This is a genomic window from Neisseria bacilliformis (assembly GCF_014055025.1).
Classification (GTDB): domain Bacteria; phylum Pseudomonadota; class Gammaproteobacteria; order Burkholderiales; family Neisseriaceae; genus Neisseria; species Neisseria bacilliformis.
Genome location: NZ_CP059571.1, coordinates 2157245 through 2180240 on the forward strand (window position 1 = coordinate 2157245; position 22996 = coordinate 2180240).

General features: G+C 61.4%; 23 protein-coding genes and 1 tRNA gene. 12 read left to right on the plus strand and 12 right to left on the minus strand.

What is annotated here, in order from left to right; genetic code table 11:
- Nucleotides 1–142: 142 nt before the first annotated feature.
- From H3L91_RS10480 to H3L91_RS10495, 4 genes are all read left to right on the plus strand, one after another.
- Nucleotides 143–505 carry a DUF6568 family protein gene (locus H3L91_RS10480; RefSeq protein ID WP_007343836.1) on the plus strand — a complete coding sequence of 121 codons (363 nt, stop codon included), beginning with the start codon at nt 143–145 and terminating at the stop codon, nt 503–505.
- On the plus strand, nt 502–1677 hold the full coding sequence (gene hemW, locus H3L91_RS10485; protein WP_007343837.1) for a radical SAM family heme chaperone HemW: 1176 nt from the start codon (nt 502–504) through the stop codon (nt 1675–1677). Before H3L91_RS10480 ends, hemW begins: the two co-directional genes overlap by 4 nt.
- 84 nt (nt 1678–1761) lie before the next feature.
- Nucleotides 1762–2097 carry a DUF4298 domain-containing protein gene (locus tag H3L91_RS10490; RefSeq protein ID WP_040659711.1) on the plus strand — a complete coding sequence of 112 codons (336 nt, stop codon included), beginning with the start codon at nt 1762–1764 and terminating at the stop codon, nt 2095–2097.
- A gap of 150 nt (nt 2098–2247) precedes the next feature.
- Nucleotides 2248–2323: transfer RNA gene (locus H3L91_RS10495), tRNA-Asn, on the plus strand.
- Nucleotides 2324–2421: 98 nt separating this feature from the next.
- Here H3L91_RS10495 and trmA read toward each other — a convergent pair.
- Entirely contained in the window at nt 2422–3516 is a 1095-nt protein-coding gene (gene trmA / locus H3L91_RS10500) for a tRNA (uridine(54)-C5)-methyltransferase TrmA (protein ID WP_007343839.1), read from the minus strand.
- 222 nt (nt 3517–3738) lie between these two features.
- Here trmA and H3L91_RS10505 point away from each other — a divergent pair, with 222 nt between their 5' ends.
- The 3 genes from H3L91_RS10505 (at nt 3739) to pnp (ending at nt 8530) form a co-directional block, all read left to right on the plus strand.
- Nucleotides 3739–4416, plus strand: coding sequence for a response regulator transcription factor (locus H3L91_RS10505; protein ID WP_007343841.1), 678 nt, complete (start codon nt 3739–3741; stop codon nt 4414–4416).
- A gap of 40 nt (nt 4417–4456) precedes the next feature.
- A complete protein-coding gene (locus H3L91_RS10510; RefSeq protein WP_007343842.1) occupies nt 4457–5854 on the plus strand; it encodes a HAMP domain-containing sensor histidine kinase in 1398 nt (465 codons plus the stop codon).
- Between the two features lie 570 nt (nt 5855–6424).
- Complete coding sequence (gene pnp, locus H3L91_RS10515) at nt 6425–8530, plus strand: polyribonucleotide nucleotidyltransferase (RefSeq protein WP_007343844.1); 2106 nt, start codon at nt 6425–6427, stop codon at nt 8528–8530.
- A 373-nt stretch (nt 8531–8903) separates the two neighbouring features.
- Here the strand turns inward: pnp and H3L91_RS10520 are convergent, their stop codons facing one another.
- Nucleotides 8904–9692: a transferrin-binding protein-like solute binding protein gene (locus tag H3L91_RS10520; protein WP_007343846.1), complete on the minus strand. Its 789-nt coding sequence runs from the start codon at nt 9690–9692 to the stop codon at nt 8904–8906.
- A 198-nt stretch (nt 9693–9890) separates the two neighbouring features.
- On the opposite strand from H3L91_RS10520, the gene H3L91_RS10525 reads away from it, so the two are divergent.
- The gene (locus H3L91_RS10525) at nt 9891–10847 is read left to right on the plus strand and encodes a DnaJ C-terminal domain-containing protein (RefSeq protein ID WP_007343848.1); all 957 of its coding nucleotides are present in this window, start codon (nt 9891–9893) and stop codon (nt 10845–10847) included.
- A 23-nt stretch (nt 10848–10870) separates the two neighbouring features.
- Entirely contained in the window at nt 10871–11164 is a 294-nt protein-coding gene (locus H3L91_RS10530) for a chaperone modulator CbpM (protein ID WP_007343849.1), read from the plus strand.
- A 76-nt stretch (nt 11165–11240) separates the two neighbouring features.
- Here H3L91_RS10530 and H3L91_RS10535 read toward each other — a convergent pair whose 3' ends face one another.
- The 10 genes from H3L91_RS10535 to H3L91_RS10580 all read right to left on the minus strand — a co-directional run bounded on the left by H3L91_RS10535 (nt 11241) and on the right by H3L91_RS10580 (nt 20309).
- Nucleotides 11241–12950 carry a molecular chaperone HscC gene (locus tag H3L91_RS10535; protein WP_007343850.1) on the minus strand — a complete coding sequence of 570 codons (1710 nt, stop codon included), beginning with the start codon at nt 12948–12950 and terminating at the stop codon, nt 11241–11243.
- A gap of 236 nt (nt 12951–13186) precedes the next feature.
- Entirely contained in the window at nt 13187–13558 is a 372-nt protein-coding gene (gene rplS / locus H3L91_RS10540; protein WP_007343852.1) for a 50S ribosomal protein L19, read from the minus strand.
- The gene (trmD, locus tag H3L91_RS10545) at nt 13555–14325 is read right to left on the minus strand and encodes a tRNA (guanosine(37)-N1)-methyltransferase TrmD (RefSeq protein ID WP_007343853.1); all 771 of its coding nucleotides are present in this window, start codon (nt 14323–14325) and stop codon (nt 13555–13557) included. The genes rplS and trmD overlap by 4 nt, the downstream gene beginning before the upstream one ends.
- On the minus strand, nt 14325–14834 hold the full coding sequence (gene rimM, locus H3L91_RS10550) for a ribosome maturation factor RimM (protein WP_007343854.1): 510 nt from the start codon (nt 14832–14834) through the stop codon (nt 14325–14327). Before rimM ends, trmD begins: the two co-directional genes overlap by 1 nt.
- Before the next feature lie 3 nt (nt 14835–14837).
- Nucleotides 14838–15086 carry a 30S ribosomal protein S16 gene (gene rpsP / locus H3L91_RS10555; protein ID WP_007343855.1) on the minus strand — a complete coding sequence of 83 codons (249 nt, stop codon included), beginning with the start codon at nt 15084–15086 and terminating at the stop codon, nt 14838–14840.
- A 57-nt stretch (nt 15087–15143) separates the two neighbouring features.
- Nucleotides 15144–17420: a bifunctional acetate--CoA ligase family protein/GNAT family N-acetyltransferase gene (locus H3L91_RS10560; protein WP_007343856.1), complete on the minus strand. Its 2277-nt coding sequence runs from the start codon at nt 17418–17420 to the stop codon at nt 15144–15146.
- Between the two features lie 356 nt (nt 17421–17776).
- The gene (locus H3L91_RS10565; RefSeq protein ID WP_049255521.1) at nt 17777–18442 is read right to left on the minus strand and encodes a hypothetical protein; all 666 of its coding nucleotides are present in this window, start codon (nt 18440–18442) and stop codon (nt 17777–17779) included.
- Nucleotides 18443–18550: 108 nt separating this feature from the next.
- Entirely contained in the window at nt 18551–19060 is a 510-nt protein-coding gene (locus tag H3L91_RS10570; protein WP_007343859.1) for a hypothetical protein, read from the minus strand.
- Between the two features lie 66 nt (nt 19061–19126).
- On the minus strand, nt 19127–19543 hold the full coding sequence (locus H3L91_RS10575) for a hypothetical protein (RefSeq protein ID WP_007343860.1): 417 nt from the start codon (nt 19541–19543) through the stop codon (nt 19127–19129).
- A complete protein-coding gene (locus tag H3L91_RS10580) occupies nt 19533–20309 on the minus strand; it encodes an exodeoxyribonuclease III (RefSeq protein ID WP_007343861.1) in 777 nt (258 codons plus the stop codon). Before H3L91_RS10580 ends, H3L91_RS10575 begins: the two co-directional genes overlap by 11 nt.
- Nucleotides 20310–20466: 157 nt before the next feature.
- Here H3L91_RS10580 and pyrE point away from each other — a divergent pair, with 157 nt between their 5' ends.
- The 3 genes from pyrE to argA all read left to right on the plus strand — a co-directional run bounded on the left by pyrE (nt 20467) and on the right by argA (nt 22976).
- Nucleotides 20467–21105 carry an orotate phosphoribosyltransferase gene (gene pyrE / locus H3L91_RS10585; protein WP_007343862.1) on the plus strand — a complete coding sequence of 213 codons (639 nt, stop codon included), beginning with the start codon at nt 20467–20469 and terminating at the stop codon, nt 21103–21105.
- Between the two features lie 68 nt (nt 21106–21173).
- The gene (locus H3L91_RS10590; protein WP_049255526.1) at nt 21174–21632 is read left to right on the plus strand and encodes an MJ0042-type zinc finger domain-containing protein; all 459 of its coding nucleotides are present in this window, start codon (nt 21174–21176) and stop codon (nt 21630–21632) included.
- A gap of 9 nt (nt 21633–21641) precedes the next feature.
- Complete coding sequence (gene argA / locus H3L91_RS10595; protein ID WP_007343865.1) at nt 21642–22976, plus strand: amino-acid N-acetyltransferase; 1335 nt, start codon at nt 21642–21644, stop codon at nt 22974–22976.
- Nucleotides 22977–22996: the final 20 nt, after the last annotated feature.

Below are 22996 nucleotides of genomic sequence, written 5' to 3' on the forward strand. Positions count from 1 at the left end.
ATTCCCGCCGCAGTGCAGAAAGCAAACCAACGGAGATTTGCCAAAAATACATTGAGGCCGTCTGAAAGCGCAGCTTCGGCGCAGCCAAAAACCCGTTTTACGCTTTTCAGACGGCCTCAACCCAAACACAAAACACCCGACCATGCCCAAACCCACCGCCGCCGAGCAGCAAACCTTTGCCGAACACACCGCCGCATTCGCCCCCGTTACCCCCGCCGAGTTGGCGCACATCATCAAATGCAGACAAACCGCCGTGGTTTTCCTCGGCCGCGCAAGCTGCTCCTACTGCCGCCGTTTCGCGCCCAAGCTCCAACGCGCTGCCGCGCAAACCGGCGTATCCGTGCGTTTTGCCGACAGCAGCGACAAAGCCGCATGGGCGGATTTTCGCGAAGAACACGACATCGACACCGTGCCCGCGCTGATTAAAATCCTTTCAGACGGCCTGCATGTGGTGTGTAATTCCAAATTGTCCGAACAGGACATCGAAAAATTTTTAACGTCATGACCCAAATCACTTTCCAAAAACCCGGCCATCTCGCCGCCCTGCCGCCCCTATCGCTCTATATCCACATCCCGTGGTGCATCAAAAAATGCCCGTATTGCGACTTCAATTCCCACAGCCTGAAAAACGGGCTGCCCGAAGCCGCCTATATCGACGCGCTGCTGACCGACTTGCAGCTTGAATTGCCCAATATTTGGGGCAGGCCGGTGGAAACGATATTTTTCGGCGGCGGTACGCCCAGCCTGTTTCAGGCGGAATCGATTGACCGTTTGTTGAGCGGCGTGCGTTCGCTGTTGCGCTTGCAGCCCGAAGCGGAAATTACGTTGGAAGCTAATCCGGGTACGTTTGAAATCGAGAAATTTCAAGGATTTAAAGACGCAGGCATTACGCGGCTTTCTATTGGCGTGCAGAGTTTCAACGACGATATGCTTGCGCGGTTGGGGCGCGTCCACAACGGCAAAGAAGCCTTAACCGCCATAGCTACCGCCTTGAAATTATTTGATAAAGTCAATATCGACTTGATGTATGCCCTGCCGAACCAGACCGTTCAGACGGCCTTAAACGACGTACAAACCGCCATCACTACGGGCGCGACCCACATCAGCGCGTATCATCTGACGATGGAGCCGAACACGCCGTTCGGCCACACGCCGCCGAAAGGTTTGCCGCAAGACGAAGCGGCTCTCGACATCGAAGACGCGGTACACGGCGCGCTGGAGGGCGCGGGTTTTATCCACTACGAAACATCGGCTTTTGCGAAACCTGCCATGCAGTGCCGCCACAATTTGAACTACTGGCAGTTCGGCGATTATTTGGGCATAGGCGCGGGCGCGCACGGCAAAATCTCCTATCCCGACCGCATCGAGCGCACCGTCCGCCGCCGCCATCCCAACGACTATCTCGCCCTAATGCAAAGCCAACCGAGTGAAGCCGTCGAACGCAAAACCGTCGCCGCCGATGATTTGCCGTTCGAATTCATGATGAACGCCCTGCGCCTGACCGACGGCGTACCTGCCGCGATGTTGCAGGAGCGCACGGGCGTACCCGCCGCCAAAATCATGGCGCAGATCGAAACGGCAAGGCAAAAAGGCTTGCTGGAAACCAACCCGACTGTGTTCTGCCCGACTGAGCAGGGACGGTTGTTTTTAAACGATTTATTGCAATGCTTTTTGTGAACGCAAAGGCCGTCTGAAACCCGTTTTTACGATTTTCAGACGGCCTTGATAATGACCGGCACGAAACCGTCAGAAAGGAAAACCATGCTACCCACCCCCGAACAGGCGCAGCAGCGCATTGACGAAATCCAAGCCCTTTACCGCCGCTGGCTGCAACTTTTGCCGCAGCTTGAAGCCGCGCAGCAGCAATGGCGGCAGGCGGCGCAAATCATGACGGAGCTGGACAAGTTTTACGCCACCGAATATATGGCATACGCGAATGCCGTGGCGGACGGGCTGCCCGTGTCGCTGCGCACCGAAGGCGAATACAGCGTGTTGAGCGAAGACGCGCTGTTTGACGCGTTCGGCGACCACTACCGCCTTGCATGGCAATGGCTGCGCGAAGCCACCGCCGCGCTTGACCCCGAAAACCGCGCGTGAGGCCGTCTGAAAACGGCGTTTCGGCCTTGCACCGCCGGAACAAACACGGCAAACGGTTTTCAAATATCATCTGTAAACAAACATCTATAAAACGCCCATAAAAAACGGCTTGACGAAGCAAAAACACGTTTATAGAATGCGCGGCTTCTTTCCCCGATAGCTCAGTCGGTAGAGCGACGGACTGTTAATCCGCAGGTCCCTGGTTCGAGCCCAGGTCGGGGAGCCAGATACGGAAAAAGCCAAATCTTTGCGATTTGGCTTTTTCTTTTGCCGTTTTGTTGGCAAGAGGCCGTCTGAAAACGCCACTTTGGCCGGAGCGTGTTTTCAGACGGCCTTGCGCCGTAGCAGCACGCCGCTTTCGATGTGCGCGGTAAACGGAAACTGGTCGAACAGCGCGGCGGCTTTGATTTCATGCGTTTGCAGCAGCACATCGAGGTTGGCGCGCAGGGTTTCGGGGTTGCAGGAGATATAGATGATGTTGTCGAAACCCTGCATCAGGCGCAGGGTGGCCTCGTCGACGCCGGCACGGGGCGGGTCGACGAAAATGGTGGAAAAGGCGTAGTCGGACAGGCTGATGCCCTGTTCGCGCAGGCGGCGGAATTCGCGGCCACCCCCGTAGGCTTGGGCGAACTCTTCCGCTGAGAGCCGCGCGATGCGGATGTTGTCCGCGCCGTCGGCTTCGATGTTCCACTGCGCGGCGCGCACGGAGGTTTTCGACACTTCGGTGGCCAGCACGCGGCCAAAATGGCGCGCCAGCGGCAGGGTGAAATTGCCGTTGCCGCAATAGAGTTCGAGCAGGTCGCCACCCAGGCCAGCCGCGCAGCCGCACGCCCATTCCAGCATTTTGGCGCACACCGCCGCATTGGGCTGGCTGAACGCGCCCTCGGGTTGGCGGTAGCGGAAGATGCGGCCGCCCGCTTCAAGCTCTTCGGTTACGAAGTCGCGCGACAAAACGATTTTCTGCCCCTTGCTGCGGCCGATGAGGGCGATGCCCAGCCGCCGCTGCAAATCCTGCGCCGCCGCCTGCCATGCGTCGTCGAGTTTGCGGTGGTAAATCAGGCTCACCAGCATGTCGCCCGACAAGGTGGAAAGAAATTCGCACTGGAACAGGCGGTTTTTCAGCACAGGCTTGGTCGACAAGGCGGCCAGCAATTCGGGCATCAGGGCGTTGATGGCGGCGGAGGCGGCGGGAAACTGTGCCAGACGGACAACCGACGCGCCACCGGCCTTTTTGCCATTTTCAAACATGGCGTAGCTGGTGCCGCCGCCCTCGTGCCAGATGCGGAACTCGGCGCGCATCCGGTAATGCCTCTCGGGCGAGGGGAACACCGCCCATTCGGGCATGGCGACGCCCGCGAACAGGCGGCGGAGGAAGTCGGTTTTGTCTGCGAGCTGGCGGGCGTAGCCGGAATCAGTCATGGCGGTTTCACAGGCGGGAAAAAGGGGCGGATTATAGCGGCTTTCGGCAGAAACACGGCAGAGGCCGTCTGAAAAAGGCGGAAAATGTTAAGACGGCCGCATTATTGCAAAAAAGCGCAAACGGCGGGGCGGCTGCGCTATCTCAAACCGCAAACCGCGTGTTAAGATAGAATTGTAAAGATTTTTTCCAAACCGGATTTTAACCATATAGGATTGAGAAACATGAGCCGCGTATTATTAGTAGATGACGATGCCGTACTGACCGAGCTTCTGACCGAATACCTGACCGCCGAGGGCTTGGAAGTGCGCAGCGTGCCCGACGGCGAGGCCGGGGTGCACGAAATCCTGTCGGGGCAGTACGACGTGGTGGTGCTGGATTCCATGATGCCGAAAATGAACGGCTTGGACGTTTTGAAAACCGTGCGCACGCAAAGCAGCATCCCCATCATCATGCTCACCGCCAAAGGCGACGACATCGACCGCATCATCGGCCTGGAAATGGGCGCGGACGACTATGTGCCCAAGCCCAGCACGCCGCGCGAACTTCTGGCGCGCATCAACGCCATCCTGCGCCGCGCCCAGCACACGCACGACCAAAACAACATTTCCAACAGCATTTCCGTCAGCAACGTTACCCTGCACCCCTCCAAACGCCAGGCCACCGTCGGCGACGCGCCGCTGGAACTCACCAGCACTGAGTTCAACCTTTTGGAAGTGCTGATGCGCCACGCCGGACAGGTCGTCAGCAAAGAAACCCTCTCCATCGAAGCCCTCGACCGCAAGCTGGCCAAGTTCGACCGCAGCATCGACGTGCACATTTCCAGCATCCGCCACAAGCTCGGCGACCCCTCGCTGATCCAGACCGTGCGCGGGCTGGGCTACCTGTTTGTGAAAAACTGATTTTCCAAACCACCCAAACCATTTGAAAGCAGACGCTTAAATGAAGCTCTTTCAACGGATTTTCGCCACGTTTTGCGCCGTCATCATCTGCGCCATATTCGTGGCGAGTTTTTCTTTCTGGCTGGTGCAGCAGACGCAGGCCGAAACCCATTTCAACCAGCAGCGGGCAATCGACGAAATCCTGCTCTCCAACGCCGTGGCCGCCTTCCGCGTCCGGGGCGAGGCGGGCGCGCGCGAAATGCTCGAAGGCTGGCACGAAGCGCAGGGGCCGGAAAAAATCTTCATCATCAGCGGCGACGACCAGGCCGATCTGCTCGGGCGCAAAGTCGATCCCAAACGCATCGAAAAAGCCCGCGCCTTTGCGCTGGAAAACCCCGAAAGCAAAAGCGTCCACCTCGAATACGGCCGCTGGGGCGAAGAATACCTGTTCTTCATCCGCAACTGGGACAACACCGAAATCCAACGTCGCCCCAGCCCGCTGTTCATCCCCGGCCTGCCGTTGGAACAAACCTGGCACGAAATCATCATTTTGGGCTTCATCTTCCTGGTCGGCCTCACCCTGGCCTACATCCTCGCCAGCAACATCACCCGCCCCATCCGCATCCTCGGGCGCGGCATGAACCGGCTGGCCGAAGGCGATTTTGAAACCCGCATCGCGCAGCAGATGGACAACCGCGACGACGAACTCTCCCAGCTTGCCGCCCAATTCGACAAAATGGCCGACAAACTGCAACAGCTCGTCGCCAAAGAACGCCACCTGCTGCACCACGTTTCCCACGAAATGCGCTCCCCGCTGGCGCGGATGCAGGCCATCGTCGGCCTTATCCAGTCGCAGCCGCAAAAGCAGGAACAATACCTGCAAAAACTGGAAAACGAGCTGGTGCGCATGGACACGCTGGTGGGCGAGCTGCTCACCCTCTCCCGCCTCGAAACCGCCAACGTCAAAATCGAAAAAGAGCCGCTCAAACTCATCCCCTTCATGCGCAATCTGGTGGACGACAGCCAGGCCGTTGCCGAGAAAAACCACCAAACCATCGAGCTGACCCTGGAAAAAATGCCCGAAAACGCCGAAATGCCCGCCAACGAAAGCTACCTCTACCGCGCCTTCGACAACGTCATCCGCAACGCGATGAATTACAGCCCAGAAGGCAGCAGCATCCGCGTGGAAATGCGGCAGGACGCGAAAAACTGGCTGGTCGACATCACCGACAACGGCCCGGGCGTGGCGGAAAACCAGCTTCCGCACATCTTCACCGCCTTCTACCGAGCCGACAGCAGCGGCAGCAAACCCGGCACCGGCCTCGGCCTGGCCTTGGCCAAACACATCGTCGAGCAGCACGGCGGCCGCATCTTTGCCGAAAACATCGCCCCCAACGGCCTGCGGATGCGCTTTGTTTTCCCGAAACAGCCTTGCAAAACCGACGACGCGAAAGAATAAGCGCGGCGGGCAGAGGCCGTCTGAAAGCGCAGTTCAACGAAGTTAAAACCGCTTTTCAGACGGCCTCATACCTTTCAAACACCCCCCGCCAAAACAAACAGCCACCCCGCCGCTTACGTAGGGTGTATCGCCCCGAGGCGACGCACGCGGTTTCCCACGCATAAAGGTTCAAAAGGGAGCTTGGAGTGAGACCCGACATCCGTGCAACCCACCGGTTTTGGGTCTGCAAACCAAGCTAACCGCCAAATATCAAGAGGCCGTCTGAAAGCGCAGCTTCAACGAAATTGAAACCGCTTTTCAGACGGCCTCTCTGCCTGCGTGCCGCCGCAAAGCTGCCTTTTTATGGCATAATCCGCCGCTTTCAGACGGCCTGTTCATAACATTAGGCCGTCTGAAAACGTAAAACATATCCTGGGCTTCGGCGGCCGCCGCAGCCTTTTTTCCAACCCGATGCGCAGCCTGAAACCCTAACCGTGCCTGTTGGCCTCAGGGTCTGTTGGCAACCAACAAACCCCAGCACGCACCGTTAGCGTTTTAGACTGGCGCAATCCCAACATTAAGGAATCCCAAATGTTTGACAAGCACGTCAAAACCTTCCAATACGGCAGCCAAACCGTAACCCTCGAAACCGGCGAAATCGCCCGCCAGGCCGCAGGCGCGGTGAAAGTGGCTATGGGCGACACCGTAGTGCTGGTGGCCGTTACCGCCAACAAAGAAGTCAAAGCCGGACAGGACTTCTTCCCGCTCACCGTCGATTATCTCGAACGCACCTACGCCGCAGGCAAAATCCCCGGCGGCTTCTTCAAACGCGAAGGCAAACAGAGCGAGAAGGAAATCCTCACCAGCCGCCTGATCGACCGCCCCATCCGCCCGCTGTTCCCCGAAGGCTTCTACCACGACATCCAAATCGTTGCGATGGTGGTATCTGTCGATCCCGAAATCGATTCCGACATCCCCGCCATGATTGGGGCTTCCGCCGCGCTGGTGTTGAGCGGCGTACCCTTTGCCGGCCCCATCGGCGCGGCGCGCGTGGGTTATGTGGACGGCGGCTATGTGCTGAACCCGACCAAAACCCAGCTCGAAAAATCGCAGCTTGATTTGGTGGTGGCCGGTACCGAACAGGCTGTCTTAATGGTGGAATCCGAAGCGCAAATCCTGCCCGAAGACGTGATGCTCGGCGCGGTGGTGTACGGCCATGAACAGATGCAGGCCGTTATCCGCGCCATCAACGAGCTGGCCGACGAAGTCAACCCCGAAGTGTGGGACTGGAAAGCCCCCGAGCCGAACGCCGAACTGATTGCCAAAGTGAAAGAAATCGCCGGCGACACCATCGCCGAAGCCTTCAAAATCCGCTCCAAACAGGCGCGCGGCGCGAAAATCGCCGAAGCCTGGGCCGCCGTTCAGGCTGCCCTGATTACCGAGGACACCGACACCCTCGCCGCCAACGAAATCAAAGGTATCTTCAAACACTTGGAAGCCGACGTGGTGCGCAGCCAAATCCTCGACGGCCAGCCGCGCATCGACGGCCGCGACACCCGCACCGTGCGCCCCATCAACATCCAAACCAACGTGCTGCCGCGCACCCACGGCTCCGCCCTGTTCACACGCGGCGAAACCCAAGCCCTCGCCGTGACCACCCTCGGCACCCAGCGCGACGAGCAGATTATCGACGCCCTCTCCGGCGAATACACCGACCGCTTCATGCTGCACTACAACTTCCCGCCCTACTCCACCGGCGAATGCGGCCGCATGGGCGCGCCCAAACGCCGCGAAATCGGCCACGGCCGCCTCGCCAAACGCGCCCTGCTGGCCGTGCTGCCCGAGCCGGAAGATTTCAGCTACACCATGCGCGTGGTGTCCGAAATCACCGAGTCCAACGGCTCGTCTTCGATGGCCTCCGTCTGCGGCGGCTGCCTGAGCCTGCTCTCCGCCGGCGTGCCGCTGAAAGCCCACGTGGCTGGCATTGCCATGGGCCTGATTTTGGAAGGCAACAAATTCGCCGTGCTCACCGACATTCTGGGCGACGAAGACCACCTTGGCGACATGGATTTCAAAGTGGCCGGCACCACCGACGGCGTAACCGCCCTGCAAATGGACATCAAAATCCAGGGCATCACCAAAGAAATCATGCAGATCGCGCTGGCACAGGCCAAAGAAGCCCGCCTGCACATCCTCGGCCAGATGAAAGAAGCGGTGCAAGGCCCGCAGGAACTGTCGCAACACGCCCCGCGTCTGTTCACCATGAAGATTAATCAGGACAAAATCCGCGACGTGATCGGCAAAGGCGGCGAAACCATCCGCGCCCTCACTGCCGAAACCGGCACCGAAATCAACATCGAAGACGACGGCACCATCACCATCGCCGCCGTCAGCGCGGATGCCGTGGAAGCCGCCCGCAAACGCATCGAAGAAATTACCGCCGAAGTGGAAGTGGGCAAAGTGTACGACGGCACCGTAGTCAAAATCCTCGACAACAACGTCGGCGCGATTGTCGATGTCCTGCCCGGCAAAGGCGGCCTGGTGCACATCAGCCAAATCGCCCACGAGCGCGTGAAAGACGTGAACGACTACCTCAAAGTCGGCCAAGTCGTGAAAGTGAAGGCTTTGGAAGTGGACGACCGAGGCCGCGTGCGCCTATCGATCAAAGCCCTGATTGACGCGCCCGCCGAAGAATAAGGCAGCATCCGCAGCGCAAAAAGGCCGTCTGAAAACCCGTTTTACAGGTTTTCAGACGGCCTCAAACATACGGCAAGCCTGCCTGCACCGGATTTGCGCCGCCGATGCAGGGAGCATCGTCCTGCGGCGCACACGGTTTCGGAACGTCCGCACCACAAGACCGGTGCGCGGCTGCGCCACTGCAAGGAAAAAAACGCAGCAAGGTTGGACACCTTGTGAGCATTTTTGACGCGGTAGTCGGGTGTTTTTTGCCAAAAATACCGCCGCAAGGCTGATTGTCAACAGCCCCTACAAACACAGAGGTCGTCTGAAAGCGCAGCTTCAACGAAGTTAAAACCTTTCAGACGGCCTCTTTACCTTATACGTCAAACGTTTACTGCTTTGCCGCACCGAACGCGCCGGTGATTTTCTTCGCGTCGTTGCGGAAGGTGCCGCCCATCTCGGCCGCACCACTGCCGAAGAAATTGCCCTGCACCACGGTTTTGTCGGACGACGTGCCTTTGAAGCTGTTGCCGTTGATGTTGGCGGACACATTAAACGTATTGGCCGCCGAAGCCAGCTTGCCGGTCAGCGTTTTCTTGCCAAAATCGACATCGAAATTCGCGCTTTTGCCGTTGTCGGCGGCGGTTACGATTGCGCCGGATGCGTCGGTGTAAACATGATAGCCGGAAAACTTGGCCGTGCCGCTTGCGGGCATATTCTGCGTCAGCTCGCCCTGCGCGAACACGGTTTTGCCTCCGCTGCCGTTTTCAATCACGCCGTATTTCATGCTGCGCACATGATCACCGCTCACCGCGCCGGCAAACCCCTGTTTGCCGTTTATCGTCGTGTTGCCGTTTAAGACATAAAATGTTCCCGCGCTGATGCCGCCGCCAAAATCCAAGGGGATTTCCTGATTACCGATTTTCAGCACGTTGACGGCATTGGTGGCCGGCGTGGCCTTGTTGGCTTCGACGCTGCCGCCGATTTTGGCGGTGTAGTAGTTGCCCGCGATGGGATTTTGCATCTGGCTGCCGTTGTTGCCGCTGTTGCTGCCGCCGTTCTGGTTTTGGCTGCCGCCGTTTTCGTTCAGCGAAACATTGGGGCCGTCGCCGCCCCCGCCGCCGCATGCCGCCAGCAGCACAGCCGCGCCAATCAGAATGCCCAAAGACGTTTTGTTCATGGTTCCCCTCCGGTTGTCGTTAAAAAACAGCAAAATGCGTCGGTCATTGTAAAGAAAACAGGCGTTTTAGGCAAACCGCCGCGCCATTTTTCTCATACAGGCCGTCTGAAAAGGTGTTCAGACGGCCTCTGCGGTTGAATTCGCCGCGCCTGCCCCAACAATGGCGCACATTGGACAACTTTTGCAGCGATAAAAAACATGGCAGAAAAAACCTATTACGACATACTCGGCGTGGAAAAAACCGCCGACGCCGACACCATTAAAAAAGCCTACCGCAAACTGGTGCGCAAATACCATCCCGACGTCAGCAAAGAGCCCGACGCCGCCGAGCGCACCGCCGAAATCAACCGCGCCTACGAAACCCTGTCCGACAAGGACAAACGCGCCGAATACGACGAAATGCTGGCCAACCCCTACGGCCGCAGCGCGGGCGGCAGCCCGTTCGGACAAGGCTTCGGCGGCGCGCAGGACGGCGGCGGCTTCCATTACGAATACCGCAGTGGCGGCGAGCCTTTCGGCGCGGGCGATTTCAATTTTGAAGACCTGTTTTCACACTTCGGCCGCAGTCATTATCAGGAGCCGCCGCGCCAAACCGGCCCGCAAAAAGGCGAAGACCAGCACGCCGAGCTGGCCGTCGATATTTACGCCGCCTACGTCGGCGCGGAGCGCACGCTGACGCTGAACGTGCCCACCATCGACGAATACGGCCGCGCCGCCTATCAGGCCAAAACCCTGAACGTCAAAATCCCCAAAGGCATCAGCGAAGGCCAGCAAATCCGTCTCGGCGGGCAGGGGCTGCCGGGCTACAACGGCGGCGCGAACGGCGATTTGTACTTGAAAATCAAGTTTCACGACCGCCCCGATTTATATGTTAAAAACAAAAAAGACGTGTACCAGACCATAGACGTGAAGCCGTGGGAAGCCGTGCTCGGCGGCAAAATCATCGTCCCCACCGCCGCAGGCCGTTTGCAGGTGAACCTGCCCGCCAACAGCCAAAACGGCAAAAGCATCCGCCTCAAAGGCAAAGGCATCCCCGCTAAAGAAGCGGGCGATCTGTATCTCAACATCCGCATCAGCGTTCCGCCCGCCGAGAGCGAAGCCGACCGCGCCGCATGGGCGCGGCTTGCCGAACACTTCGCCGCCAAAACCGCATAAGGCACGATACGAAAGGATACCCCATGACGCAGCACACCGACATCACCCTCACCTTTGAAGAAATCATCGCCGCCAGCCGCTGCCGCCGCGACTGGCTGCTGCAACTGATCGAAGAAGACATCATCAGCATCGACGGCGCACCCGAACACACCCTGTTCAGCGGCTTCCAACTCGCCCGCATCCGCCGCGCCCAACGCCTCAGCCGCGATTTTGAAGCCGGCATCCCCGCGCTGGGCCTGATTATGCGGCTGCTGGACGAAGTGGAAGAACTGCGCAAATCGCAGCCGCCGACGGTTTTACTGGACGAAAGCCGCTAAACGATAGGCAAGAGGCCGTCTGAAAAGCATCAAAACACCTTTTCAGACGGCCTTTCGGCGTGCGGGACAACACCCTCTACAACAGCCAGCCGCCGTCGTAGTGTTCGAGAAACTCGCCGAATTCTTTTTGCGCCCTGCGGATGGCGGTGGGATCCTGGCCTTCCAGCACGCGCTCGAATTGGGCGAGGGCGTGGCTGATGGTTTGGCGTTGGTCGCCGAGGTATTCCTCGTAAAGCCGTTTGGCTTTTTCCAAAAGATAAACGTTTTCCTGCTGCTCGCGCGGGTGCACTTTAAGGGCGGCGAGTTTGGCCAGCGAGGCTTGGATTTCGGCTTCGCTCAAATTCGCGCTGTTGTGGCGGAAGGTCTGGTTGGCGCGGATGTCGAACTCGTCGTTGGTGATGTCCACGTCGAGCAGGCCGTTGATGTCGTAGCTGAAACGCACGTCTGCATGCACTTCGCCGGCGGGGCGCGGCGGGATTTTGATTTTCATCGTGCCCAGCAGCAGGTTTTCGCGGGCGATGGCGGATTCGCCCTGGAACACTTCAAATTCCAGCGCGTCCTGGTTGTCGCGCACGGTAACGTAGCGTTCGACGCGGGAAACGGGCACGGGCATGTTGCGCTCGATAATCGGCGAAAAGCGGCCGACGATCAGCTCGCCGTCATCCGCCGTGATACTGCTGTTCACGCCCAGCGAGAAGGGCATCACGTCGGTGAGCACCACTTCGTCCACGCTTTGGTCGCGAGCAATCAGGGCGGCCTGAACCGCCGCGCCGCGCGCGATGGCTTCGTCGGGGTTGACGGAAACATTGGCGATGCGGCGGAACAGTTGGGCGATGCTCTGGCGAATCAATGGCATACGGGTCGCACCGCCGACGAGGATGATGCTGTCGATCTGGTCGGGGCGCAGCTTGGCGTCGCGCAGGGCGCGTTCGAGCGGGCGGCGCAGACGCGCCATCAGCGGCTTGGCGGCTTCGTGGAACTCGTGGCGGGTAACGGTGGCGGCAACCATGCGGCCGCCGACGTTGACGGCGATTTCGGCCTGCATTTCTTCGCCGAGTTTGCGTTTGGCAGTTTCCAGTGCCTGCCACAATTCGCTGCTGTCGGCGAGTCTGGCGCGCTCGTCGTCGTTCAGATCCTTGCACTGGCGCAAAAAGCAGTGGCGCAGCACCTGCACGAAGTCTTCGCCGCCCAAATGGTTGTCGCCCGCGCTGGCGGACACCTGCACCACGCCGTCGAAATAGTCGAGCACGGACACGTCAAACGTGCCGCCGCCGAGGTCGTAAATCAGAAAACGGGTATCGTCGGGACGTTCCTGCAAGCCGTAGGCCAGACCGGCGGCGGTGGGCTCGTTCAACAGACGCAGCGCGTTCAGCCCGGCCATCTGCGCGGCGTTGCGCGTGGCCTGCCGTTGGATGGCGTTGAAATAGGCGGGCACGGTAATCACCGCGTCGGTAACGGTTTCGCCCAAAAAGGCTTCGGCGTCCTCTTTGAGCTGTTTCAAAACCAGCGCGGACAATTCTTCGGCGCGGAAGGTTTTGCCGCCGATACGGAAGGTTTTGTCGGTGCCCATAAAGCGTTTGAAGGCTGAGGCGGTGGACTGCGGCGCGGTGCGCAGCCGCTCGCGGGCGGCAAGGCCGACCAGGATGTTGCCCGCGTCGTCGGCACTGACGACGGATGGGGTGAGGAAGTGGCCGAGGCGGTTGGGAATCAGGCGGGTTTCGCCGTCAAGAAACTGGGCGACGAGGCTGTTAGTGGTACCCAGGTCGATGCCGATTTGCAGGGTCATGGTGTCCGTTAAGTGTTTGTGAAGAAAGGGCGCATTGTAAAGCAATGCAGCCGGAAACGCTGGCTTTTGCTTGCCTGCTGCGCTGCCGTGTGGCGGAAACGGCGGTTTAGGGAGGATTTGTAACGGAAAGGCCGTCTGAAAACGCTTTTACCGGTTTTCAGACGGCCTATTCCCATCCAGCCGCCGCATGGTGCAAAAAAACCTGCCGCAGAGGCGGCAGGTTCGGTCTTGGCGTATCAGCCCTGCGCTTTGCGGGTGGGCAGTTTTTCTTTGATGCGGGCGGCTTTGCCGGTGAGGCCGCGCAGGTAGTACAGCTTGGCGCGGCGCACGTCGCCACGGCGTTTGACTTCGATTTTTTCAACGGTGGGCGAGTAGAGCTGGAAGGTACGCTCCACGCCTTCGCCGCTGGAAATTTTGCGCACGATGAAGTTACTGTTCAGACCGCGGTTGCGGCGGGCGATAACCACGCCTTCGTAAGCCTGCAAGCGGCTGCGGGTGCCTTCGACCACGCGCACGTGCACGACAACGGTGTCGCCCGGTGCGAATTCGGGGATTTGTTTGCCCAAGCGGGCGATTTCTTCCTGTTCGAGTTGCTGGATCAGGTTCATTGTTTATTTCCTAAGTCTAATGGGATTGCCCGTTGCTCTTCTTCAATTTTGCGCAAGAGGCGGGCTTCCTGTGGGATCAAACTGCGCCGTGCCAGCAAATCCGGCCGGCGCGCCAAAGTGCGTCGCAGCGATTGTTCCAACCGCCACTCGGCTATCAGGCCGTGGTTGCCCGAGCGTAAAACCGCCGGAACAGCCATGCCCTGAAATTCTGTCGGGCGTGTGTAGTGCGGGCAGTCCAAGAGGCCGTCTGAAAACGAGTCCTGCTCGGCCGAACGCATGTCGCCCAATACGCCCGGAACGAGGCGCAGCACTGCGTCCATCAGCATCATTGCGGGCAGTTCGCCGCCGGAGACGACAAAGTCGCCGATGGCGATTTCCTCGTCCACGCTGCTTTGCAGCAGGCGTTCGTCTATGCCTTCGTAACGGCCGCACAGCAAAATAAGGTCGGGCAGTTTGGCCAGCTCGGCCGCTTTGGCGTGGCTCATCGGCTGCCCCTGCGGGCTGAGGTACACCACCCTGCCCCGCCCGCTTTCGGTTTGCGCCTGCGCGGCGCGGATGGCGGCTTCGAGCGGCGGCGCCATCATAATCATGCCCGGCCCGCCGCCGAAGGGGCGGTCGTCGATGTAGCCGAGCTTGTTGTCGGCGAAGCGGCGCGGGTTGATTGTTTCAAACCGCCATATGCCCTGTTTGAAAGCCCGTCCGGTTACGCCGCAGCCTGTGATGGCGGCGAACATTTCGGGAAACAGGGTAACGGCTTGGATTTTCATCAGTAGTCGGCGGCCCAGTCGGCGGTGATGGTGCGGGTTTCGCGGTTGACTTCGCCGACAAACTGCGCCACGAACGGAATCAGGGTTTCCCCGCCTTCATGCCGCACGACCAGTATGTCGTGCGCGCCGGTTTCCATCAGGCCGCTGACCGTGCCGAGGGTTTCGCCGGCGGGCGTGATGACGGTCATGCCGACCAGATCCGCCCAGTAGTATTCGCCTTCTTCGGTTTCTTCAAAGTCGGCGCGGTTGATTTCGACGGTATAACCGCGCAGCAGCTGCGCGGCGTCGCGGTCGCCGATGCCTTGGAATTTGACGTGCAGGCCGTCGGCGGCGGTTTTGCCGGCCTCCAAAACGACAGAAACGGCTTTACCGTTTCTGCTCAAACGCCATTCGGGATAGTCCAAAAGGCTGTCGGCGTATTCGGTGTCGACGGCGACTTTCACCCAGCCTTTGATGCCGAACGCGCCTTTGATGTAGCCCATGGCCACCCATTGCGTTTCCTGCGCCATGGATTAAGCGGCGGCCTGCTGTTCTTTGATCAGTTTGGTAACGGCATCGCTGACCTGCGCGCCCTGGCCGACCCAGTGGTTCAGGCGTTCGGCGTTCAGGCGGACGCGTTCCTGTTTTTCGTTGGCGACGGGGTTGTAGAAGCCGACGCGCTCGATGAAGCGGCCGTCGCGGCGGTTGCGGCTGTCGGTTACGACGACGCTGTAAAAGGGACGTTTTTTCGAGCCGCCTCGGGCCAAACGGATAACTACCATATTATTTTTTCCTTAAATGAAAGACAAAAGTCTGCCGGATATGCAAAAGCGCGGATTTTAGACTGTTTTACCGCCGCCGCGCAAGCCTTTGTTGGGCAGCAGGCGGCTTTTCGGGCGTTTTTCGCGTTGTAGGGCGAGGCGGGCGGCAACGAGCCGCGCGTCTTCGGGCGAAGGGGCGGTTTTGAAGCCGAGTTTGGCGGCCAGCGCGCGCATGGCGGCGTTGTCGGCGAGGATTTCGGCGCACACGGCGCGGTAGCTCTGCCTGCCCGCTTGGGCGACGAGCTGGCGCAGCAGGAAGGCGGCCAGCCCCTGCCCTTTCATGTCGGCGGCCACGGCGATGCCGAACTCGCAGGCTTCGGGGAAGCGCAGGCAGGCGTACTGCGCCCAACCGGCGATTTCGCCGCTGCCGCGCCAGGCGGCGATTGCGCAGTCGCGCGCGTGGTCGATGAGGGTGAAACGGGCGAGGCGGCCGGCCGGCAGCTCTTTGATGTGGCTCATAAAACGGGTTCTGCGGTCGGCCTCGTCCATGCCGCGCACAAACCGCTGCAAGGCTTCGGCATCTTCGGGCAGGAGGGCGCGCACGAGCAGGGTTTCGCCGTTGGCGGCGGTGAAGAAGCGGCCGTCTGAAAACGGGGCGGCGGCGAACAGGGGCGCGACGGGCGGCACGTCTGCGTCGGCGGACAGGCTTTCGGTGCAGAGCCGCGCGTTTTGCGTGTCAACACGTATGCGCAGCGATTGCAGGGCACTCAGGCCGTAGGCGGCGGCGTTCAGCGACAATAAAAGCTGTTCGAGCGCGGGGCGCAGCGCGGCGGCGGCGAAAAAACGCCCCAGCAGCAGGGCGTGGCGGGTGTCGAAAGGCGGCAGCAGCAGGCGGGTTTCTCCGTTGTAACGCGCTTCGAGCACCGCGCCCGTGTGCGGCAGGACGGTGTAGGACAACAGGCCGTCTGAAAACCCGCCCGCATCCTGCGGCGGCAGGTGCAGCACGGCGGCCAGCCCGGCGGGGCGGCCGACCAGCAGCGCGGCCTGGCGCAAATCGGGGGTCAGGCAGGGCGGCCTGTGCGGCTTGGCGGTTGTCTGCCGCATTTTGTGCAGCCGCTGCCACGCCGCCTGCGCCGCGAGGGTGCGCACGGCCTCTTCTTCGCCGGAAAACGCACAGAGGCCGTCTGAAAACGCGTGTTCCGCGCCGCTGTCGGGCGGCAGCACGGCATACAGCGGCGTGTCGCTGCCCTGCTGCAACTGCGCCAGCTGCGCCGCCGTGTCGGCATCGTTTGCCCGCAGCAACAGGGCGCGGCAGCCGTCGTCTTGCAGCGCGGCAGCAGCGGCATCGCGAATTTGCAGCGGGTTGGCGCGGCGCGGCAGAGTGGGCAGCACCTGCACGCGCACGCCCGCTGCCTGCGCCGCGTCGGCCAGCCAGCCGCTTTCGCCGTCGGACAGGATGCACACCCCGCCCTGCCCCGGCCGTCGCGGCAGCAGGGCGGCGCGGACGGCGGCCTGCAACTCCTGCGGCGTGCGCACCGGCAGCGCGCCGCAGTGTTCCGCCAGCGCGCGAAACAGCGCGTCTTCCCGCGCATCCAGGCTTTGCGGCGCGTAAAGCAGCACGTTTTTGTCCTGCGCCGCCTGCCGCAGCGCAGAGAAAAACGCCGCAGGCTGCTGCGGCAGATACTGGCAGACCAGCAGACGGCTGTGGCCGTCCTCGCGAAAACGGTCGAGCCAGGGCGCGGCGGGCGACTGCGGCAACAGGTTGGCGGTAAAGGAAAAACCGACCGGCACACCGGCCAGCGCGCGCAGTACGCCGCCGCAGAAGCCCGCCTGCCGCCCCAGCACGGCCACCCGCCCCGCTGCGGGAAAGCCGCCGAAACAGTCGGCATACAGCCCCGCGTGCGGCAGGTTGAAGCCGTCGCCCGCGCACAACACCAGCTGCGTTTTCCCCGCGCCGCCCGCAGCCGCCTTAAAGAGTTTGGCGCACTGCTCGTCGTCCGGCTCGCCGCCCTCGTCGGCCAGCAGCAGTACATAGGGCACGCCCGAGGCCGCGCAGGCCGCCACCGCGCCCGCCTGCGCCTGCGGCGGCACGGCGACCACGACCGCATCCGGCTTTTCGCCGATTTGCCCGACATGGGCGAAGGCGGGCAGACCGGCCACGGTTTTGCGCCGCAGGTTCACCGGCGTGAGGCGGCCGGCGAAGGGGCGGCGCAGCAGCGCGGCAAACACCCGCCCGCCCGCCGTTTCCATGCGCGCACTCGCGCCGACGACGGCGATGTGGCGGGCTTCAAACAGCTCGTGCAGCGGCGGGGTAAGCATGGCGGACTCCTGTTTGGCGGGGTTTTCGGTTTTCACTTCGTTGAAACTGCGTTTTCAGGCGGCCTCTATTATAGATTCTGTTTGAGGCCGTCTGAAAAGCGGGTTTGCCCGATGTGGGCGGCGTTCGTGTTGCGGCAGGGAACGCGTGCATCGCCTCGGGCGACACACCCTACATCAGGTTCGGTATGTGTTGAGGCCGTCTGAAAGCGCGGCTTCGGTGCAGCCGAAACCTGTTTTCAGACAGCCTCGACATTCTCCGTCAGCTCCAAACGTCCGACCGCGTGCGTGGCTGCGCCACACACCCTACCTGAGCGGCGGAGGCCGTCTGAAAACCGAAATCCCGTTTTGGCTGCGCCGAAGCTGTGCTTTCAGACGGCCTCTGCCGCGCGGCTTTATTTGGCGCAGGCTTTGACGGCGGCTTCGTAGCGTTTTTGTTCGCGGCGGAAGGTTTTGTCGTCGAGGTAGGTGGAGGGGATTTCTGGCTCGAACCAGTGCTCGATTTGGGCGAGGGTGCTGCGGCAGGCGGCTTTGTCGCCGGTGTGGAGCTGGCTTTCGGCGAGGTCGTTGTAGGGTCGGATTCTGGCGGTGTAGCCGTTGAAGCGGATGCATCGGTCTACGTATTGCTGTTTGATTTTGAGGGCTTCGGGGTAGCGTTTGGCGCGGTAGGCGGCCCGGTAGCGTTGGTCGCTGGCTTTGCTACCCTCTTTGGTGCACAGGGCGGGGAGGGCGGTGTAGACGCTCTCGAAGCGGGCTTTGACGCCGCAGTAGCTGCTGCATTCCCCATCGTCGCGGACTTCGACGGTGTCTTGGTTTTTGCCGCTGAATTTGAAGCGGACGACGCAGCCTCTGCCGTCGCGCCAAGTGCCGTTTTTGATGCGGCCTTCGAGTTCGCATTCGTCGCCGTTGGCGAAGGACACCAGCCCGAAGCGGCTGCCTGTGATGGTGAGCATGCCTTCGACGTCGTCGCCTTCGGCGGTGGCGTAACGTTTGGCGGCGGCGGGCGCGGCGGCGGCTGTGGCTGTGGCGGCGAGGGCGCAGAGGAGGAGGGCTTTTTTCATGTTGCGTTTTCCTTTGGGTTGGGGCGGGTCGGTTTTAACTTCGTTGAAGCTGCGCTTTCAGACGGCCTTTTGTGCTTTGAGGCCGTCTGAAAGGTTTAATGTAAGGGCTTAATCGGGCTGAAACTCGAAACGGCGGCGGTCGAAGTCGTAAAAGTAGCGGTCGGAGGGGCTGGTAAAGGCGGGGTAGAACAGGAAAGGCTGCGGTTGCGCGGGCGGGTTGGGCGGGAGATAGTAGAGGCGGGGGCGGCCTTCTTGTTCTACGCCGACGGCGGCGAGGCTGTCCGGCCAGCGGCCTTGTTCGGCGTGGAATTTTTCGATTTTGGCGGCGGCTTCGAGGGCGCGGGTTTGGGCGAAGTCGTCGGCGTATTTGATCCACAGGGCGGTGAGGGCGGCGGCGCAGAACCAGATTGCGGCTTTGGCGAGGTAGAACGTGCGCTGCGGCGGTCTGAAAACGGCATTGAACAGGCAGGAGGCGATGGCGGGCAGCATGACGAGGGCGATGGAGGCGAAGGCGAACATGCCCGCGTCCGTCCATATCCACAGGGCGGTGATGGCGAAGCTCCACAAGATGCCGGATGCGAGCTCCCACAGGAAGTCGCGGCGTTCGGCGGGGGTCATGTTTTGCTCCTTTTTTCAGACGGCCTTTAAGCGGCGCAAACTTTTTCAGACGGCCTCAAACCGTGTTCACAGCTTCACGCCCATCCACTGCGCCAGTGTGAAATAAACCAGCAGGGCGGCGGGGAGGGTGAGGATGGCGAATCCGGCCAGCGCGGAAACGAGCCAGCCAAATTTGTCGAAGCCGCGCCAATTGAAGCGGCGGGCGGCGTTCAGGAGGCAGGGCAGCGCGATGAAGAGCCAGGCGGCCGCCCAGCCGGGGTTGGGGCGGTATACGGGAATCAGGCCGGCGAAGGTGGCGGCGGTAAACAGCGTCCACAAAAGCAGCGGCAGCAGGAAGGCGGCGGCCATCCACAGCAGGCCGCTTTTGAAGGCGGGGGTGAAAGCGATTACGCGGCCTTTGCCTTGCGCGGCGGGCTTTTCAGACGGCCTCTGCGCGGCGGCCTGCCGTTTTTCAGACGGCCTGTTGCGTCGGTCAGCAGCCATAGTCGTACTCCACAACCAAGGGCGCGTGGTCGGAAAATTTTTCGTCTTTGTAAACGTGGGCATTCAAGGCTTTGGCGGCCAGTTCGGGCGTTACCATTTGGTAGTCGATGCGCCAGCCCACGTCTTTGGCATACGCCTGCCCGCGGTTGCTCCACCATGTGTAGCCCGGGTGGTCGGGGTAGAGCGTGCGCCAGATGTCCGTCCAGCCCAAATCGTTGATCACCTTGCCGATCCACTCGCGCTCTTCGGGCAGGAAGCCCGAGTTTTTCTGGTTGCCCTTCCAGTTTTTCAAATCGATGTTCTGATGGGCGATGTTCCAGTCGCCACACACCACGATGTCGCGCCCTTCGGCTTTCAGGTCGGCCAGCATGGGGTAGAACACGTCGAGAAAGCGGAATTTGGCCTGCTGGCGTTCTTCCGCGCTGCTGCCGCTGGGCAGGTACAGCGAAATCACCGAAAGATTGCCGAAATCGCAGCGCACAAACCGCCCTTCGCGGTCGAACTCTTCCACGCCCATGCCCACCTGCACGCGGTCGGGTGCGCGTTTGCTGTACACCGCCACGCCGCTGTAACCGCGTTTTTCCGCGCAGTGCCAATGCCCGTACATCCCGTGCGGGTTTTTCATTTCGGGCGCGAGGTCGGCCTCTTGGGCTTTGAGCTCCTGCACGCAGACAATGTCCGCGCCCGAGGCGGCGATGTAGTCGAGAAAGCCTTTTTTATAGGCGGAACGGATGCCGTTTACATTGGCGGAGACGATTTTGAGCATGAACGGTGAAAACGGGTAAATTCAGGACGGCGGCATTGTAACCGATTTTTCAGACGGCCTCTGCGCATCAGAGGCCGTCTGAAAAAGTAAAGTCTGCCCGTTTGCGCCCTATTCCACTATAATCCGCCCTTTCCGTGTGCCAACAGAAAGCGCGAGAATGTCCGATTTCCGTCAAGATTTTTTAAAATTCGCCCTGGCGCAAAACGTGCTCAAATTCGGCGAGTTCACCACCAAAGCCGGCCGGCAGTCGCCCTATTTCTTCAACGCCGGCCTGTTCCGCGACGGCGCGTCCACCCTCGCGCTGGCGCGTTTTTACGCCCGCACCGTCCTTGAAAGCGGCATAAAATTCGACATGCTGTTCGGCCCGGCCTACAAAGGCATCGTCCTCGCCGCCGCCACCGCCATGATGCTGGCCGAACAGGGCGTGAACGTCCCCTTCGCCTACAACCGCAAAGAAGCCAAAGACCACGGCGAAGGCGGCGTGTTGGTGGGCGCGCCGCTTCAAGGCCGCGTGCTGATCATCGACGACGTCATCTCCGCCGGCACCTCCGTGCGCGAATCGGTAAACCTCATCCAAGCCCAAGGCGCAACCCCCGCCGCCGTCGCCATCGCCCTCGACCGCATGGAAAAAGGCACCGGCGAACTATCCGCCGTACAGGAAGTGGAACGGCAGTACGGCCTGCCCGTCGTCGCCATCGCCACCCTCGACGATTTGTTCACTCTGCTGCAAAACAACGCCGAATTCGCCCGCTTCTTAGAGCCGGTGCAAGCCTACCGCCGACGCTACGGCGCATAAACCGCAGGCCGTCTGAAAACAGGTTTTCAGACGGCCTCACGCCAAACACATAAAAACCGAAACACATTATGCCCATCTGCTCCTGCCCCCACTGCAACACCTTCCTCAAAGTCAAAGAAAGCCAGCTCAACGTCGCCCAAGGCTTCGTGCGCTGCACCGACTGCCAGGGTCTGTTCAAAGCCAAAGACTTCGTCGCCAAACAGCAAGTCTCCTCCATCGACTGGATGGCCGACGGCGTGAGCGACATCGAAACCGTGCGCCGCCTCGGCACCTACGTGCGCGGGCGCAACGCCTTCGATAAACAGCAAATCGACTACCTGCTCGAACACCCCGCCGACGGCGGCCAAGCCGCCGCCGTGCCGCACGACCGCGAACGCCTCGCCGCCCGCGCCGTCCCCCTGCCCGCGCCGCCCGAACGCGCCGCCCCCGCAGCGGCCAAAAGCGGCGACACCAACTGGACGCTCGCCACCCTCGTCGCCCTCACCATCCTCATCCTGCAACTCTTCTACATCCTGCTCACCCGCTGACCCGCACCGATGGATACTGCCGACTTCCCCGCCTTTGCCCGCCACTTCCGCGAAGCCGCCCCATATATCGGAGGGCTGCGCGGCAAAACCTTGGTGGTCGGCGTTACCGGCAGCCTGCTCGACACCGGCACCTTCCGCCCCATCGCCGCCGACCTCGCCCTCCTCGCCGCCCTCGGCATCCGCCTCGTCCTCGTCTACGGCAGCCGCAGCCAAATCAGCGCGGCCTGCGACCAAGCCGGCATCCAAACCCGCTACCACCGCAACCGCCGCATCACCACACCCGAAATCCTCGACATCGCCAAACAAGTCTGCGGCCGCCTCGATGCCGACATCACCGCCGCCCTCACCGCCGCCCTTCCCCACGCCCCCCGCCGCAGCCGCCTGCGCACCGCCGCCGGCAACTTCGTCTGCGCCCGCCCCGCCGGCATCATCGACGGCATCGACATGTGCCACACCGGATGCGTGCGCAACACCGACACCCGGGCTCTCGAAGCCGCCCTCGACAGCGGCGCGCTCGCCCTCATCGGCCCCCTCGCCCCCTCCCTCGGCGGCAAAACCTTCAACCTTTCCATGACCGAAACCGCCCGCGCCGCCGCCTGCGCCCTCAAAGCCGAAAAACTCCTCTTCCTCATCGAAGAAGAAGGCATCTTGGACGAACAAGGCCGCCGCCTCGCCAACCTCTCCGCCCAAGAAGCCGAAACCCTCCTGCAACAAGGCCGCATCCTTCCCCCCCAGCAAAACCTCCTGCGCACCGCCCTCGAAGCCGTCGCCGGCGGCGTGCCCCGCTGCCAAATCCTCTCCGGCCGCAGCGACGGCGCACTCATCGGCGAACTCTTCACCCGCAGCGGCACCGGTACATCCGTCTCCCAAAACCCCTTCGCCGCCATCCGCCCCGCCGCCGCAGGCGACATCCCCGCCCTCATCGCCCTCATCCGCCCGCTGGAACAAGCCGGCATCCTCATCCACCGCAGCCGCGAATACCTCGAAACCCACATCCGCCGCTTCTTCGTCCTCGAATACGACCGCCAAATCTACGGCTGCGCCGCCCTCAAAACCTTCCCCGAAGCCCCCGAAAGCGGCGAAATCGCCTGCCTGGCCGTCTCCCCCGAAGCCCAGCGCGGCGGCCTCGGCGAAATGCTGCTCGAACACCTGCTCGCCCAAGCCCGCCAACGCGGCCTCAAACGCCTCTTCGCCCTCTCCACCCAAACCGGCGACTGGTTCGCCGAACGTGGTTTTCAGACGGCCTCCCCCGCCGACCTCCCCCCCACCCGCCGCGAAGACCACCGCCAAAGCGGCCGCCAATCGGCCGTATTCGTGCGGCAGCTCCACAGCGAAACAAAATAAAAAGCAGCCGCCAAGGCAGG

Coding starts and splice junctions, on each gene's coding strand:
- rplS (WP_007343852.1), bottom strand. CDS start 13,558: ATGAACCTGATCCAGCAACTCGAACAGGAAGAAATCGCCCGCTTGGGC.
- H3L91_RS10590 (WP_049255526.1), top strand. CDS start 21,174: ATGCCCATCTGCTCCTGCCCCCACTGCAACACCTTCCTCAAAGTCAAA.
- rimM (WP_007343854.1), bottom strand. CDS start 14,834: ATGGCGCAGGAAACGCAATGGGTGGCCATGGGCTACATCAAAGGCGCG.
- H3L91_RS10525 (WP_007343848.1), top strand. CDS start 9,891: ATGGCAGAAAAAACCTATTACGACATACTCGGCGTGGAAAAAACCGCC.
- H3L91_RS10490 (WP_040659711.1), top strand. CDS start 1,762: ATGCTACCCACCCCCGAACAGGCGCAGCAGCGCATTGACGAAATCCAA.
- rpsP (WP_007343855.1), bottom strand. CDS start 15,086: ATGGTAGTTATCCGTTTGGCCCGAGGCGGCTCGAAAAAACGTCCCTTT.
- H3L91_RS10570 (WP_007343859.1), bottom strand. CDS start 19,060: ATGACCCCCGCCGAACGCCGCGACTTCCTGTGGGAGCTCGCATCCGGC.
- trmD (WP_007343853.1), bottom strand. CDS start 14,325: ATGAAAATCCAAGCCGTTACCCTGTTTCCCGAAATGTTCGCCGCCATC.
- H3L91_RS10580 (WP_007343861.1), bottom strand. CDS start 20,309: ATGCTCAAAATCGTCTCCGCCAATGTAAACGGCATCCGTTCCGCCTAT.
- hemW (WP_007343837.1), top strand. CDS start 502: ATGACCCAAATCACTTTCCAAAAACCCGGCCATCTCGCCGCCCTGCCG.
- H3L91_RS10565 (WP_049255521.1), bottom strand. CDS start 18,442: ATGAAAAAAGCCCTCCTCCTCTGCGCCCTCGCCGCCACAGCCACAGCC.
- H3L91_RS10575 (WP_007343860.1), bottom strand. CDS start 19,543: ATGGCTGCTGACCGACGCAACAGGCCGTCTGAAAAACGGCAGGCCGCC.
- H3L91_RS10510 (WP_007343842.1), top strand. CDS start 4,457: ATGAAGCTCTTTCAACGGATTTTCGCCACGTTTTGCGCCGTCATCATC.
- H3L91_RS10520 (WP_007343846.1), bottom strand. CDS start 9,692: ATGAACAAAACGTCTTTGGGCATTCTGATTGGCGCGGCTGTGCTGCTG.
- H3L91_RS10505 (WP_007343841.1), top strand. CDS start 3,739: ATGAGCCGCGTATTATTAGTAGATGACGATGCCGTACTGACCGAGCTT.
- H3L91_RS10480 (WP_007343836.1), top strand. CDS start 143: ATGCCCAAACCCACCGCCGCCGAGCAGCAAACCTTTGCCGAACACACC.
- argA (WP_007343865.1), top strand. CDS start 21,642: ATGGATACTGCCGACTTCCCCGCCTTTGCCCGCCACTTCCGCGAAGCC.
- pnp (WP_007343844.1), top strand. CDS start 6,425: ATGTTTGACAAGCACGTCAAAACCTTCCAATACGGCAGCCAAACCGTA.
- pyrE (WP_007343862.1), top strand. CDS start 20,467: ATGTCCGATTTCCGTCAAGATTTTTTAAAATTCGCCCTGGCGCAAAAC.
- H3L91_RS10535 (WP_007343850.1), bottom strand. CDS start 12,950: ATGACCCTGCAAATCGGCATCGACCTGGGTACCACTAACAGCCTCGTC.
- H3L91_RS10530 (WP_007343849.1), top strand. CDS start 10,871: ATGACGCAGCACACCGACATCACCCTCACCTTTGAAGAAATCATCGCC.
- trmA (WP_007343839.1), bottom strand. CDS start 3,516: ATGACTGATTCCGGCTACGCCCGCCAGCTCGCAGACAAAACCGACTTC.